This window comes from Stenotrophomonas sp. yr243 (assembly GCF_900184195.1).
Classification (GTDB): domain Bacteria; phylum Pseudomonadota; class Gammaproteobacteria; order Xanthomonadales; family Xanthomonadaceae; genus Stenotrophomonas; species Stenotrophomonas lactitubi.
Window position 1 is genome coordinate 1,295,722 of sequence record NZ_FXWT01000001.1, and the last position, 14,886, is coordinate 1,310,607.

A 14,886-nucleotide genomic window follows, 5' to 3' on the forward strand; every position below is an offset into this window, starting at 1 on the left:
GCCTCAACGCCCCGGCGTGCCGAAGTGGCCCAGCGGCGCGCCAGCCAGCAGATGCATGTGGATATGGAACACGGTCTGCCCGGCATCTTCGCGGCAGTTCATCACGATGCGGTAGCCGTCCTGCGCGAAGCCTTCCTGCCGCGCGTACTCGGCGGCGGCCAGGGCCAGCTTGCCGATCAGGTGCGCCTGCGACGGCTGCAGGTCATCCAGGGTCGGAATGATCTCGTTCTTCGGAATGAACAGCACGTGCACCGGCGCCTGCGGCGCGATGTCCTTGAACGCCAGCACGTCCTCGTCTTCATAGACGATGGTGGCCGGGATCTCGCGACGGATGATCTTGCTGAAGAGGGTTTCGCTGCTCATGGTCGGCCTCGGCGGGGTGTCACCGCATTGTAGGCCGGTAACGCCGGGGCATGCCCGGTATCGACTCAGTCGCGCACTTCGCTGCGGGTGCCGAACGCGTGCGACAGCGTGCCGCGATCGACGTACTCCAGCTCACCGCCGAGGGGCAGGCCCTGGGCCAGGCGACTCGGCCGCACCTGGCGGGCGCGCGCCAGCTGCGCGAGGTAGTGCGCGGTGGCTTCGCCTTCGACGGTGGCGCTGGTGGCGATGATCAGCTCCTGCACTTCCGCTTCGGCCAGGCGCTGCTCCAGCTGCTCCAGACCCAGCTCGCGCGGACCGATACCATCCAGCGGCGACAGCCGCCCCTGCAGCACGAAGTAGACGCCGCGATAGCCGGTGGCATTCTCGATTGCCAGGCGGTCAGCCGGTGATTCCACCACGCACAGCTGGCTGCGCTCGCGGCTGCCATTGGCGCAGGTCGGGCACAGCTCGGTTTCGCTGAAGTCGCGGCACTGCGCACAGTGACCGATGCGTTCGACCGCCTCTGCCAGTGTCCCGGCAAGGCGTTTGCCACCTTCGCGCTCGCGCTCGAGCAGGTGGTAGGCCATGCGCTGGGCCGTCTTCTGGCCTACGCCAGGCAACACCCGCAGTGCATCGATCAGTTGTTCAAGCAGCGGTGCGGACACGGCGGTGTGTTCTGTAGAGCCGAGCGTGCTCGACTGGAAATTGCGGGCAGTCGAGCACGCTCGACGCTACACAGTGCGTGGCACCCGACAGTGCGGATGCCACGCGGCACATCAGAACGGCATCTTCATGCCCGGCGGCAGCTGCATGCCGGCGGTGGCCGAACCCATCTTCGACTTCGACTCGGCGTCGATCTTGTTGGACGCATCGTTGAAGGCGGCGGCGATCAGGTCTTCCAGCATTTCCGGATCGCTGGCCAGCGACGGATCGATGCGCACCTTGCGGCACTCCTTGGCACCGGTCAGGGTGACGCTGACCATGCCGCCACCGGCGCTGCCGGTCACTTCGATCTTGGCGATTTCTTCCTGGGCCTTCTGCAGGTTTTCCTGCATCTTCTGGGCCTGCTGCATCAGTTGGGCGATATTGCCGCGCATGTCGTCTTACTCGTCAAAAGAACGGATGGAATCGGAAACAACCCGGGCGCCGTGCTGCTGGATCAGCAACTGGACTTCCGGATCGTCCATGAAAATGGCCTCGGCAGCCTGCTGCCGCTCGCCACGCTGGCGGTCGGCGCGCTGGTGCAGGGTCTCGGCCGGGACCTGCTCGGTTTCCACGGTTTCGACCACGATTTTCAGTGCGTGGCCAAGGGACTTTTCCAGCACCTCGCCCAGCGCTGCCAGCGCGCGCTCGGAGCGCAGGTATTCAAATCCGGGCGAAAGGCCCAGTTTCAAGACCCCATGCTGGCAACTGATGAAGGCCGCATTGGCCGCAAGCTGTCGCGATGGACCGCTCAGGCCACTGTTGGCGATCAGGTCGAGCCAGTCCTCGGCGCAGGCCAGATCGCTGACGCTGCCCACCGCGGCGCGGTCGGAAGCGACAGCCGCGACGGCTGGGGCGATCGGGATGCCTTCCGCACGGAACGGACGCTCCGGCACGGCAGCAGCCTCTGCAACCGGCTGCGGCGCCGGGGCTGGCGGCTCGTGCCACGGGGCGACCATGGCCGCGTCGGGCGTCGCCATTTCAGCGGCCAGCGCCTGATCGCGGGCAGTGTCCTCGTCGGTCGCCCACGGCGGCAGGTCATCTGCCTCGGCGGGCGCGTTGGGCGTGGCCGCCTCGGGAGCCAGCTGCACCTTCATCGGCGGCGGCGGCCCGGGTTCCTCGACCGGAACCGGTTCAGGTTCAGGCGTCGGATCCGGTTCCGGGGTCGGCTCAGGCTCAGGCTCGGGTTCGCGCTGTGGTGCCGGGGTCGGCGTCTGTGCGATTGCCTCCGCCGGCACCGGTGCTGCAGCGGCCTGGGTAACGGCGACGGCTCCCTGCGCAGCAGCGGCGGCAGGGGCAGCTCCTTCGTGGCTGCCAGCAACGCCACCCCCGGTCTGGCCCGTACCGGTCGGTGCGCTGCCACCGGATGATTCCGGGGTACGCGGCACCGACGGCACGGCAGCCGCAGGGCGGAACGCCAGCATGCGCAGCACGGCCATTTCAAAGCCGGCGCGCGGGCTGGGCGCCAATGGCAGATCACGACGACCGTTCAAGGCCATCTGATACCAGAGCTGGACCACTTCCGGGCGCAGGCGCTCGGCGAATACGCTGGCATCCAGTCCTTCGGCAGCGGAGGATGCGCCCGGCACCAGCTGCTGCACCTGGATGCGGTGCAGGCCCTCGGCCAGCGCATCAAGCACGCCGCTCCAGTCCGGCGAGAACTCGGCCAGTGCCGCAACGACCTGAAGCAGGCGCGGGCCATTGCCCTCGGCCAGGGCATCGAGCATGGCCGCCACCTGGGTGCGGTCGACCGTCCCCAGCATGGTGCGCACCACGTCTTCGCGCAGCGCACCGCCGGCGTAGGCGATGGCCTGGTCGAGCAGCGACAGGCCGTCACGCAGGCTGCCGTCGGCGGCCTTGGCCAGCTGCACGATGGCCGTCGGGTCCGACTCGATCTCCTCGGCGGCGAGGATGCGGGTCATCTGCCCCTGGATCTGATCTTCGTCCAGACGCTTGAGGTTGAACTGCAGGCAGCGGCTGAGCACGGTGACCGGCAGCTTCTGCGGGTCGGTGGTGGCCAGCAGGAACTTCACATGCTCCGGCGGCTCTTCCAGCGTCTTCAGCAGCGCATTGAACGCGGCCTTGGACAGCATGTGCACTTCGTCGATCAGGTACACCTTGTACTTGCCACGCGAGGGCATGTACTGGGCGTTCTCGATCACCTCGCGCACATCGTCCACGCCGGTATTGGACGCGGCATCGATTTCCAGCAGGTCGATGTAACGACCCGCGTCGATATCCAGGCAGGCCGCGCACTGGCCGCAGGGATCGGCACTGGTGCCCTGCTCGCAGTTCAGCGACTTGGCGAAGATGCGCGCGATCGTGGTCTTGCCCACGCCGCGGGTACCGGTAAACAGGAACGCGTGGTGGACCCGGCCGCTGTCCAGCGCATTGCTGAGCGCACGGACCACGTGTTCCTGGCCCACCAGCTCGGCAAAACGCTTCGGACGCCACTTGCGGGCAAGGACGAGATAGGACATCAGGCCACCGTCTTCCATCGGATGTTCCATTGTGCCACGCCTGTCCAGCCCTCTCGCCCTGCAAACCAGTGCTTGTGTCCTGCCGCTGCGCCCGCTAGAATTTGCGCCCCTGCTGAGGCGTTTGCCGATGGCAGGGATCCGGAGAGGTGTCCGAGTGGTTGAAGGAGCACGCCTGGAAAGTGTGTAAGCGTCTAAACCGCGCTTCGGGGGTTCGAATCCCCCTCTCTCCGCCAGATAAATAAAAAAGGCTGCCCCTCGGGCGGCCTTTTTTATTTATCTGGCTGGGGACGCGAAGTGCGCTGCGCGCGCTTCGCCCCAAACGTTGCTGCGCAACGTCCGGGCCCCTCCCTTTGCCTGACTCTCCCCGCCCCTGTCGGGGCAGCCCCTCAACAGAGGGGCTTGTTCCTCCAGATACGGCAGTAGATCCACGCCATGCGTGGATGCGTCGACCCGGTCGAGTCGACTGCCCGCCCGTGGCCCAGCCTATCGGCGCGGCCCAGCCAGGCGCCCTCACCTTTCGCTGAACAACTGGTTCAAGGCCGCATACCCCGGTGCCCCCTCCGGCATCGCCATCGCGTCGCCGAGAAAATCCTTGGTCGCCGCAGCCATCGCCGTCCAGGCGTGCATGAACAACGCGGGCCCTGCGCTCAGCCGCCGCACGCCGGCCTGCGACAGCGCAGCAAACGACGCCATCCCCGGCAGCCACATCAGGTTGAGAGGCAGCGGCACGGCACCGGCAACCGCAGCAGCCTCGTCCAGCACGCGCAGCCCCGGCACGAAGCCGCCGTCGGCACCGGCGCGCGCATAGGCCTGCAGCCGATCGATGCTCATCCTGACTGCCTCATCGCCTTCGGCCAGGCTGCGCAGATACACATCGGTGCGCGCATTGATGAACAGCGCTCGCCCGCCAAGCGCCGAGCGGATGGCGGTGATCTTGGCCACCAGTGCCGCAGGGTTGCCTGCGCCGTCTTCGATGTTGATCCCGACCACACCGGCATCGGCCAGGCGCAGCACCCTCGCAGCGACCACGTCGGGGGCATCGCTGTAGCCGTCCTCGATATCGACCGTGACCGGCAACGAGGTCACACCAACGATTTCGGAAACCCGCTGCAGCAGCGCGGCATCAGGCAGCGCACCGCCATCGGCATGACCGCAGGACCACGCCATCGCAGCACTCGATGTTCCCACCGCGAGCGCCCCCTGCTGCTGGACTAGGCGGGCGCCACCGGCATCCCATACGTTGGGCAGCACGTAAAGACCGGCGCCTTGGTGGAGTTTTACGAAACTGGCATGAGCATTCGACATGGAACCTCCTGATGACGGGGACCTGCAGTCTGCGCCCGAACCGGTTTCCGGGCTCGCCATGTTCGGACATCAATGATGCGGACGTCGCGCACAATGAGTGCGCCACCACGATGACGTTCCTTCATGACACCCCGCCCCTACCGCTGCAGCGACATCACCGCCTGCCTGTCGATCTTCGACAGCAACGTGCCCACCTATTTCGCCCCCCAGGAGCGAGGAGACTTCGAGCGCTTCCTGCATGAACACGCCGCGCAGTGCGCATTCCAGGTGATCGAAGTCGAGGGCCAGGTGGTGGCCTGTGGCGGCCTCTGGAACGGTGGCGAAGGCAGCGCCAGCTTCTGCTGGGGCATGGTTGAACGAGGTCGCCACAGACAAGGCCTGGGACGCGCGCTCGCAGTAGCCCGCTTGCACCAGGCTGAAGCAGACCCGTCGATCCAGCGCATCACGCTCAGCACCAGCCAGCACACGCAGGGCTTCTATGCCGGCCTCGGCTTCCAGGTGGTACGCGTGGTGGCCGACGGCCACGGCGCCGGGATCGACGCCGTGGAAATGGAGCGGGTGCTGTAGCCCCCCGCTCCCGACGGATCCACGCATGGCGTGGATCTACCGTTGGCACGCCAGATCAGAACCCAACGCGCAGGTTCAACTGGCCACCGATATCGTTGCGACCGTCGCCATGCTGGCCCTGCACGAACAGCGACAGCTGGCTGCTGCGTCCCAGGCCGACCGCTACGCCGACCTGACTGACCAGGGCATTGCGCGCCATCACGGCACTGTAGGCATCGAACGCATTGCCACCGACGGCGAAACTCTGCCGGCTGGCCACGTCGGTGTCACCGGACGCGTGCTGCCAGCCCAGCCCGACCGTCAACTGTGCCGGATAGCGCTCGCCGCTGCCCACATCCCAGCGGCCGCGTACGCCGACGGTGCTGACATTGAGCGTGTCCTTGCCGCCCTCCAGTACCAGCGCTGCGTTGCCGCCCTGCTCGACCGCGCGATCGCTGTCCACCCAGTGCTTGGTGAACTGCACGTACGGCTGCAGCTGCGTCCTGCCATGGGTCCAGGCCCAGCTGCCTTCGATCTGGGCGATGGTGACATCCGAATCCTGGCGGCTGTGCAGGGTCTGTGCCAGCAGCGGCACTTCACGCGTCGTGCGCGTGCGGTAATCACCGCGCGACACGCTGCCACCGACCGCAAACCCGTTGTTCCACTCACCCTGCGCATACAGTCCATAGGTGTTGCCACGCAGGCGTGCACGCGACTGGCGATCGTACAGCCGCGTGTCCAGACGCTCACTGCCCGCCGCCGCACCCAGCACCACATGCTCGCCGAGTTTCCAATCGACGCCGGCCATCAGTGCATTGCGGTTGGCACGGATCTCGTCACCGTTGCCATCACCGTCCTGCTTGAACACCTTGCCGCTACCGGCCAGCCATGCCGAAGCGCGCTCGCCACGCACCGTCGGCAGCTCGCTGCCCAGACGCTGGCGGATGCCCTCTTCCAGGTAATTGTCGTACAGCAGCACTGCACGGCTGGCCGCATGCACTTCACCGGAGAGCTGGTTGAAGGCGTTGCGCGCGGTGGCGGTGTCGTAGGCCAGCAGCGTGTTGTACAGGCCCAGCGCCGCGCCGGTCTGCGGCAGACTGTCCAGCGCCGATGCCACGCCCAGCTGGTTGCGGGTCTGCGCAGCCGTGACGAAGGCCGCTGTCTGCTTCACATCGATCTTCAGCTGCGCGGCATTCGGTGTGTAGACCGGGCTCAGTGAGAGGAACGCCGAGGTGGTGGTGGGCGGCACGAACTGCCCGCTGACGCCGCCGCCTGCGTTGATGATCGTGTACTGCTGGCCCTGCTGGTAGCTGGTGTTCGGGTCGATGGCATTGACCACCACCGATGCACCGCCGATGTTCGCGCTGCCGCCCACCTGCACCACGTCGCTGCCGGTAGCGCCCAGGTCGACCGACAGCGTGCTGCCCGGTGCCAGAGTCAGGTTGCCACCCACGGTGATCGTGCCCGCACCGTTGCCGCCACCGCTGCCATTGCCCGGACCGTTGCCCGGCGACAGCACGCCGCCGTTGTTCACGGTGACGCCGCCAGCGCTGCCGCCAATGGTACCGGTACCCGACAACGTGGTGCCGCTGCCGATGGTCCATTGGCCACCGATGGTGCCGGTGACATTCAGGCCACCGCCGTTGACCTGGCCGGTACCGGTGAATCCGCCACTGTTGCCGCCCAGGTTGAGCGGGCCCGGGCCGGCCTGCACGATGCTGCCCGTACCGCTGATGCTGCCACCCAGTGTCGTGGTGCCGCCGGTATTGACCACCAGGCCACCGTTGTTGGCGATGTTGCCGGTGATCGCGCCGCTGGCGCCGCCGTTGCCGATCTGCACGGTGCCGCCAGCGTTGATCGTGGTGCCGCCGGTATAGGTGTTGTTGCCGGTAAGGGTCAGTGTGCCGCTGCCCGCCTGGGTCAACCCACCGCTGCCACTGACTACGCCGCCAAGCGTGGTGGTACCGCCGACATTGAACACCAGGCTGCCGTTGTTGTTGACGTTGCCGGCGATCGCACCGCTGGCACCGCCATTGCCGACCTGCAGCGTACCGCCGGTGTTGATGGTGGTACCGCCGGTGTAGGTGTTGTTGCCGGTCAAGGTCAGCGTGCCGGCTCCGGCCTGGGCCAGCCCGCCGCTGCCACTGATCACGCCACCGAGCGCGGTGTTGCCACCGACGTTGAACACCAGGCTGCCGTTGTTGCCGACGTCGCCGATGATCGCCCCCGTGGCACCACCGTCGCCCACCTGCAGGGTGCCACCGCTGTTGATGGTGGTGCCGCCGGTGTAGGTGTTGTTGCCGGTCAGGGTCAGCGTGCCGCTGCCGGCCTGGGTCAGGCCACCGCTGCCGCTGAGAGTCCCACCGAGTGTCGTGTTGGCCGACAGGTTGACTACCAGCGCGCCGTTGTTGGTCACGTCGCCGACGATCGCACCGGTCGCGCCGCCATTGCCGATCTGCAACGTGCTGCCCCCGTTGATGGTGGTGCCACCGGTGTAGGTGTTGTTGCCGGTCAGGGTCAACGTGCCGGTGCCGGTCTGCACCAGCCCACCGCTTCCGCCGATGGTGCCGCCGAAGGTGGTGCTGGCATTGCTGCCGCCGGTGGTCAGCGTGGAACCACCCAGCACCACGTTGCCGCTGGCAACACCGGCCAGGCCACCAATGCTCTGGTTGCCGGCCGCACTGATGTCCAGCGTTCCCGCGCCCGCCAGATTCACCGTGCTGGCCGAGGACAGGCTGCCACCGGCGGCGACTGCCAGGGTGCCGCTGTTGATCGTCGTGGTACCGGTGTAGCTGCTGGCACCGCCCAGGGTCACCGTCGCTGCGCCGTCCTTGAGCAGGTTGCCCGCACCGGCGATATCGCCGTCCAGCGTCAGCGGTGTGCCGCCGAGCAGGGTCAACGTGCCGCTTGCAAGCTGCACGTTGTTGCCCAGGGTCAGCGGCACAGTGCCGTCCAACGTGGCATCGCCGCCTACGGTCAGCGCGCCGGTACCCAGGGCACCATTGCTGCCCAGCGACAGGCCACCGGCATTGAGCGCCACTCCACCACCGAAGGTGTTGCTGCCGGTCAGGCCGAGCACGCCCGCGCCGTTCTTGACCAGGCCACCGGTGCCGCTGAGGTCGCCGGCAAACGTGCTGTTGCCCGCGGCGTTGGTGGTCAGCGTGTTGCCGCCAAGGCTGATCGTGCTGCCGGCGGCGCCGGACAACGTACCGATGGCCTGGTTGCCACCGCTGGAGATATCAAAACCGGTACCCGCGTTGGCCAGGTTCACCGCGCCTGTTGCCGCCAGGCTGCCACCGGCACCGATCGCCAGCGTGCCCGCGTTGATGGTGGTGCCGCCAGTGAAGGTGTTGGCGCCGGTCAGTGTTTCGGTACCCGTGCCGGCCTTGATCAGGCCACCGGTACCACCGATCGAACCACTGAACACACCATTGCTGGCATCGCCGATCGTCAGCGTGTTCGCGCCGAGGTTGACCGTACCGTTGCCGATCAGCGTGCCGAATACCTGCGTGCCACTGCCCGCTGAAAGATCGAAGGTGGCACCCGTGGCCAGATTGACGATGCCGCCTGCGCTGAGGCTGGCACCGGCACCCAGCGCGAGCGTACCCGCATTGATGTTGGTCCCACCGGTATAGGTGTTGGTGCCGTTCAACGTGAGAGTAGCCACGCCGTCCTTGGTCAGGCTGCCGGTGCCCGACAGGTCGCCATTGAGCGTGAGATCGTTGCTGCCCAGTACGGTCAGGCCAGCGTTGAGCACCATGTTGTTGGCCAAGGTCACCGCGCTGCTGGAATCGAGCGTGGAAGCACCACCGACAGTCAGCGTGCCCGTACCCAGCGCCGTGTTGCTGCCCACCACCAGGCCGCCGGCATTGAGGGTGACGCCACCACCGAACGTGCTGGAACCGTTTAGCGTCTGCACGCCGGCGCCATTCTTGACCAGTCCACCGCTGCCGGTCAGGCCACCGTTGAAGGTCGCGTCGGTGGTGCCTCCCAGGGTCAGGCTGTTGCCGCCCAGCGACACCGTGCTGCCGGCCACGCCCGCCAGCGAACCAATGCTCTGGTTGCCACCGGCAGAGATATCGAACGTGCCGGTACCGGCCAGGTTCACCGCACCGGTCGGTGACAGGCTTCCGCCCGCACCAATCGCCAGCGTGCCGTTGTTGATGACGGTGCCACCGGTGAAGGTATTGCTGCCGGTCAGGGTGACCGTTGCCGCGCCGTTCTTGATCAGGCCGCCATCGCCGGAGATCGCCCCACCCAGGGTCAGCGCATTGCCGCCCAGCAGGTTGAGCGTAGCGCCCGCCAGCAGGCCGATGTCGTTGCCGAGGTTCGCGGCGATGCTGCTGTCCAGCGACGCGTTGGCGCCCACGGTCAGCGCGCCGGTACCCAGCGCACCGTTGTTGCCGACCACCAGGCCACCGCCATTGAGTGCCACGCCGCCACCGAAGGTGTTGGCACCGCCCAGCGTCTGGATGCCCGTACCGTTCTTGACCAGCCCACCGGTACCACCGATCAGGCCGTCGAAGGTGCCGTTGTCGGTGCCGCCGAAGGTCAGCGTGTTGCCACCCAGCGCCACGGTGCTGCCGGCGACGCCGTTGAGCGCGCCGATCGCCTGGTTGCCAGCAGCCGAGATGTCGAAGCCGGTACCCGGTCCGGAAAGCGTAACCGCGCCTGTTGCCGCCAGGCTGCCACCGGCACCGATCGCCAGCGTGCCCGCATTGATCAGCGTGCCACCGGTGAAGGTGTTGGCACCGGTCAGTGTTTCAGTGCCGGTGCCTTCCTTGATCAGGCCACCGGTACCGGCGATGGAGCCGCTGAAGACACCGTTGGTCGGTCCGCCGACGGTGATCGAGTTCGCGCCCAGGTTGACCATGCCATTGCCGGTCAGGGTGCCGAATGTCTGGCTACCGCTGCCCGCAGAGAGATCCAGGATGGCGCCGGTGGCCAGGTTGACGATGCCGCTGGCGGCCAGGCTTGCACCTGCCCCCAGTGCCAGCGTGCCGGCATTGACGTTGGTGCCGCCGGTATAGGTGTTCACGCCATTGAGGGTGAGCGTGGCAGCACCGTTCTTGGTCAGGCTACCAGCGCCGGAGATCACCCCGTTGAGCGTCAGCGCGTTGCTGCCCAGCACCGTCAAGCCGGCGTTGAGTGTGATGTTGTTGACCAGCGTCGCTGCCAGGCTGGTGTCGAGCGTCGCCGCACCGCCCACGGTCAGCGTACCGCTGCCCAGTGCCGCGTCATTGCCGATCACCAGCCCACCGGCGTTGAGGCTGATGCCGCCGCCGAAGGTGTTGACGCCGGACAGGGTCTGCACACCTGCGCCCACCTTGACCAGACCACCGCCTCCGCTGATCACGCCGCCGAACACCGCATTGGTGGCGGTGCCGAAGGTCAGTGAATTTCCGCCCAGCGCAACCGTCGAATCGAGCACGCCATTCAGCGCACCAATGGTCTGGCTGCCGGTTGCCGCCGATATGTCAAAGCCCGCGCCAGCACCGCCGAGGGTGACGTCACCACCGAGAGCCAGGCTGCCGCCCGCGCCAAGTGCCAGGGTTCCAGCGTTGATCGTGGTACCGCCGACGTAGGTGTTCGCATTGGTCAGGGTCAACGAGGCCGCACCGTTCTTGACCAGTGCACCATTGCCGGCCACCACACCGCCGAGCGTCAGCGCATTGCTGCCCTGCAGGGCAAGCGTGGTACCCGAAGCCAGGTTGATCGCGTTGCCTACGGTGTAGGCTGCTGCAGTATCCAGCGTTGCATTGCCGCCGACGTTGAGCGCGCCCGTTCCCAGAGCGCCCGCATTGCCCAGCTGCAGATTGCCACCGTTCAACGCCAGGCCACCACTGAAGCCGTTGGCGTTGCCGAGAGTCAATGTACCGGCGCCGTTCTTGACCAGACCGCCGGTACCGGACACTACGCCACCGAGCGTCAGTGCGTTGCTGCCGATCAGCGTCAGTGCCGAGCCTGCGCCAAGGTTGACCGCATTGGTCAGATCAAGCGCAACGCTGCCATCCAGGCTGGCGTTCGCAGCAACGTTCAGCGCACCGGTTCCCAGCGCTCCACTGTTGCCCAGCAGCAGGCCGCCGCCGGCCAGGCTCAGGCCGCCACCGAAAGTATTGGCACCATTGAGCGTCAACACCGTGGCGCCGTTCTTCACCAGGCCACCGTCGCCGGAAACCACGCCGCCCAGGGTGACGTTCTGGCTGCCGGGGAGCGTAAGGATCGCACCGGTAGCCAATGCAACGTTGTTGGTCAGGTTCAGTGCGGTCGATCCGTCCAGCGACACGTTGCCACCGATGTTCAGCGCGCCGGTCCCTGCCGCTGCACTGCTGCCCAGCACCACGCTGCCGGCATTGAGGTTCAGACCTCCGCTGAAGCCATTGGCGCCGTTCAAGGTCAGCAGCGAGGCGCCGTTCTTGGTCAGGCTGCCGACGCCGGAGATGTCGCCGGTGAGGGTGATGTTGTTGCTGCCCCCCAACGTCAGCTCCGCGCCGAGGTTGACGAGGTTGCCCAGGTTGAGCGCGGTAGTGCCGTCCAGCGTCGCAGCACCGGTGATGCTCAGCGCGCCGGTTCCCAGCGCGCCGCTGTTGCCCAGCAGCAGCCCGCCGGCATTGAGCGCGACGCCGCCAGTAAAGGTGTTTGCACCGGTCAATGTCTGTACGCCACTGCCGTTCTTTACCAGGCCTCCGCCGACGCCACTGATCACACCGGCAAAGGTCTGGTTGGTCGCGCTGCCAAAGGCGAGCGTGTTGGCACCCAAGGCCACGGTGGTACCTGCCACGCCGGACAGTGCACCGATGGTCTGATTGCCCCCCAGGGAAAGATCGAGCGCCGCCCCGGCGCCCGACAGGCTGACCGCGCCGGTCGCGGCCAGGCTGCCGCCACTGCCCAGCGCCACCGTACCGGCAGCCACGTTCAAGCCGCCGGTGAAGGTATTGGCGCCGGTCAGCGTCAGGGTCGAAGCGCCGCTCTTTATCAGGCCGCCGTTGCCACCCAGGACGCCGCCCAGCGTCAGCGGCTGGCCGCCCAGCACGTTCAGCGAACCACCCGCGGCAAGGTTGATGTTGTTGGTCAGGTTCAACGCGGCGCTTGCATCCAGCGTGGCGGCATTGTTGATGTCCAGCAGGCCGGTACCCAGTGCCGTGTTGCTGCCCAGCAGCAGGTTGCCGCCATTGACGACCACACCGCCGCCGAATGTGTTGGCGCCATTCAACGTGAGCAGTGCGGCGCCGTTCTTGACCAGGCTGCCGTCGCCGGAAATCACACCGTTGAACACCAACGGCTGCCCGCCCTGCAGCGCCAGCGAACCTCCGGTGCCAAGCGAGACATCGTTGCCCAACGAAAGCGCGGTTGTACCATCCAGAGTGACTTCAGCACCGACGCTCAACGCACCTGTACCCAGCGCGTTGTTGTTGCCCAGCAGCAGCCCGCCACCGTTGAGGGCCACGCCGCCGGTAAGCGCGTTGCTGCCCAACAGCGTCTGCACGCCGGTACCCACCTTGATCAAGCCGCCCGTGGTGCCGGTGAAGTTGCCAGCGAAGGAGGTGTTGCCGAGCCCGCCGAGGGTCAATGTGCGGGTGCCCAGATTCACCGTGCCGCCGAGCCCTGCCAGCGAACCCACTGTCTGGTTGGCTGCAACGGTGAGGTCCAGCGTCGTACCGGTGCCCAGCGTCAACGCACCGGTGGACGACAGATTGCCGCCCGCACCGAGTGCCAGCGCGCCCCCGGTGATCGAGAAACCACCGGTCAGCGAATTCGCGCCACCCAGGGTCAGCGTGCCCGCACCGCTCTTGATGAGGTTGCCCGCACCGGACAGCGATCCGTTCAAGGACAGCGCATTGCTGCCCAGCAGATTCAGATTGCCACCGCCGTTGACGACGATGTTGTTGGCGAGGTTGAAGGCACCGCTGGTATCCAGCGATGCGGTACCGCCTACCGTCAGGTTGCCGCTACCCAGTGCGCCCGCATTGCCGAGCAGCAAGCCACCGGCGTTGAGGTTGACGCCGCCGGAGAACAGATTCGCGCCGCCCAGGCTCACCACACCGGCATTGGTCACGGTGAGGCCACCGGCGCCGGAAAGCACGCCACTCAAGCCGAAGCCCTGGGTGCCGCCCAGGGTCAGCCCGGCATTGAGGGCGAAGCTGTTGCCCAGGGACAAGCCTGTACCACTCGCAGCGATCGCGCCGCCATTGACGGTAAACAATCCGGAGCCGAACGACGTGCTGCTGTCGAAGTTCACCTGGCCACCGCCGAGGGTGATCGCCCCTGTTCCCGACCACGGTCCCTGCAGATTCCAGGTGCCGCTGTTGACGGTCAGCTTCTGGAAGCCGAGATAGTTGTTCCAGCCGATGCTGGATACCGGACCGTTGTTGCCGGCGTTGTCCTGCAGTATCAGCGTGTTGTTGGCCGCACCGGTACCGGCACCTGCGTTGACCGTGCCTGCAGCCGCAACCTTTACTCCGGCGATGCCGGTCAGCGTACCCGCGCCTGCAATGCCGCCGTTGGCGGAGATGGTGGAGCCGGCAACGGCCGTGAATGTATTGCCGCCGGTCGAATCACCCAGGTGCACGCTGCCGTTGACAGTGCCCGCATTGAGGAATGTATTGCCGCCAGAGGCGCCCAGGCCGACGCGCCCGTCGATGGTGCCGCTGTTGGTCACATTGGCTGCCGCGCCACCATAGGTCACCACCGTCGTCGCGTCGGACACACTGCCAACGCCGATCAACGACGTGCTGATCAGGCCGGCGTTATTGATCGTGGTGGTGCCGTTGACGTTCTGTGCCACCAGGGCCTGTCCACCGAAACCCAGCAGCGTTGCAATGTTGACGACACCCTTGATCTGGCCGCCTGCATTGTTGTTGACGACGATCGCGCTGTTGTTGGCCGAACCATTGCCGACGACCAGGCCGGGCGAGGCGAGGATGATCGAGCTCGGATCGATCGTGCCACTGTTGTTGACCGTCACGTTGTCGCCGCTCAACGTCGCCGCGTTGCCACCACCGACAATCGGGGGCGTGCGCAGCGTGGCCCCCGCCAGGATGTTCAGCGTGATGCCGGAGGTAGCGTTGGTGTAGTTGTTGACCGTAGTGCCGGGGTCGCAGGTAACGACTGCGCCCACCGTGTTGCACGCCGCGAACGCCGAACCACTGGCCAGCGTGGCGGCTAAGGCCACCGCCAACTGGTGCGTCCGCAATCGCGGCAACCTTGCCGAGGTGGCGGCACTTCCGCCGGGATTCTGGGCGACCTCCGAAGCAACCTGCATTACGCCGAGGGCACGATTGAAAACCAGACGGTAAATGCGGTTCATCGGTAAATCTCCATGAAATGACCGGTGGCACAGCAGGCAGGTTTTTTTGAGGTGATGTCGTCCCGCCCTGCTCCACCCGGGGAACAAGACCTGCGGTATCAACCTTGGAAAACAATCACACTTTCACGTCAGAGCACTGCAGGAACTGCGGCCCCTGCACGTCCGTCATCGCGAAAACTCCCC

The 14,886-nt window shown here is 66.5% G+C and carries 7 protein-coding genes and 1 tRNA gene; 2 read left to right on the plus strand and 6 right to left on the minus strand.

Features of this window, described 5'->3' with window-relative positions; translation table 11 throughout:
* Positions 1 to 3: 3 nt before the first annotated feature.
* The 4 genes from QOL57_RS06200 to dnaX form a co-directional block, all read right to left on the minus strand.
* Positions 4 to 363, minus strand: coding sequence for a histidine triad nucleotide-binding protein (locus QOL57_RS06200; RefSeq protein ID WP_089239144.1), 360 nt, complete (start codon positions 361 to 363; stop codon positions 4 to 6).
* Between the two features lie 65 nt (positions 364 to 428).
* Positions 429 to 1,028: a recombination mediator RecR gene (recR, locus tag QOL57_RS06205; RefSeq protein ID WP_089239142.1), complete on the minus strand. Its 600-nt coding sequence runs from the start codon at positions 1,026 to 1,028 to the stop codon at positions 429 to 431.
* 111 nt (positions 1,029 to 1,139) lie between these two features.
* Entirely contained in the window at positions 1,140 to 1,460 is a 321-nt protein-coding gene (locus QOL57_RS06210) for a YbaB/EbfC family nucleoid-associated protein (protein WP_025879376.1), read from the minus strand.
* A 6-nt stretch (positions 1,461 to 1,466) separates the two neighbouring features.
* On the minus strand, positions 1,467 to 3,545 hold the full coding sequence (gene dnaX / locus QOL57_RS06215; protein ID WP_176429864.1) for a DNA polymerase III subunit gamma/tau: 2,079 nt from the start codon (positions 3,543 to 3,545) through the stop codon (positions 1,467 to 1,469).
* A gap of 140 nt (positions 3,546 to 3,685) precedes the next feature.
* Between dnaX and QOL57_RS06220 the strand changes: the two genes are divergently transcribed.
* Positions 3,686 to 3,778 (plus strand) — tRNA-Ser (locus QOL57_RS06220).
* A 277-nt stretch (positions 3,779 to 4,055) separates the two neighbouring features.
* Here the strand turns inward: QOL57_RS06220 and QOL57_RS06225 are convergent.
* Positions 4,056 to 4,910, minus strand: coding sequence for an isocitrate lyase/phosphoenolpyruvate mutase family protein (locus QOL57_RS06225; protein ID WP_089239138.1), 855 nt, complete (start codon positions 4,908 to 4,910; stop codon positions 4,056 to 4,058).
* A 63-nt stretch (positions 4,911 to 4,973) separates the two neighbouring features.
* Here QOL57_RS06225 and QOL57_RS06230 point away from each other — a divergent pair, with 63 nt between their 5' ends.
* A complete protein-coding gene (locus QOL57_RS06230; protein WP_089239136.1) occupies positions 4,974 to 5,417 on the plus strand; it encodes a GNAT family N-acetyltransferase in 444 nt (147 codons plus the stop codon).
* Positions 5,418 to 5,472: 55 nt separating this feature from the next.
* Here QOL57_RS06230 and QOL57_RS06235 read toward each other — a convergent pair whose 3' ends face one another.
* Positions 5,473 to 14,703 carry an autotransporter-associated beta strand repeat-containing protein gene (locus QOL57_RS06235; protein ID WP_089239134.1) on the minus strand — a complete coding sequence of 3,077 codons (9,231 nt, stop codon included), beginning with the start codon at positions 14,701 to 14,703 and terminating at the stop codon, positions 5,473 to 5,475.
* Positions 14,704 to 14,886 lie beyond the last annotated feature (183 nt).

Excerpts from the sequence above, each read along its gene's own strand:
- QOL57_RS06225 (WP_089239138.1), bottom strand. The coding sequence starts at position 4,910 with ATGGCGAGCCCGGAAACCGGTTCGGGCGCAGACTGCAGGTCCCCGTCA.
- QOL57_RS06200 (WP_089239144.1), bottom strand. The coding sequence starts at position 363 with ATGAGCAGCGAAACCCTCTTCAGCAAGATCATCCGTCGCGAGATCCCG.
- QOL57_RS06230 (WP_089239136.1), top strand. The coding sequence starts at position 4,974 with ATGACACCCCGCCCCTACCGCTGCAGCGACATCACCGCCTGCCTGTCG.
- QOL57_RS06210 (WP_025879376.1), bottom strand. The coding sequence starts at position 1,460 with ATGCGCGGCAATATCGCCCAACTGATGCAGCAGGCCCAGAAGATGCAG.
- dnaX (WP_176429864.1), bottom strand. The coding sequence starts at position 3,545 with ATGTCCTATCTCGTCCTTGCCCGCAAGTGGCGTCCGAAGCGTTTTGCC.
- QOL57_RS06235 (WP_089239134.1), bottom strand. The coding sequence starts at position 14,703 with ATGAACCGCATTTACCGTCTGGTTTTCAATCGTGCCCTCGGCGTAATG.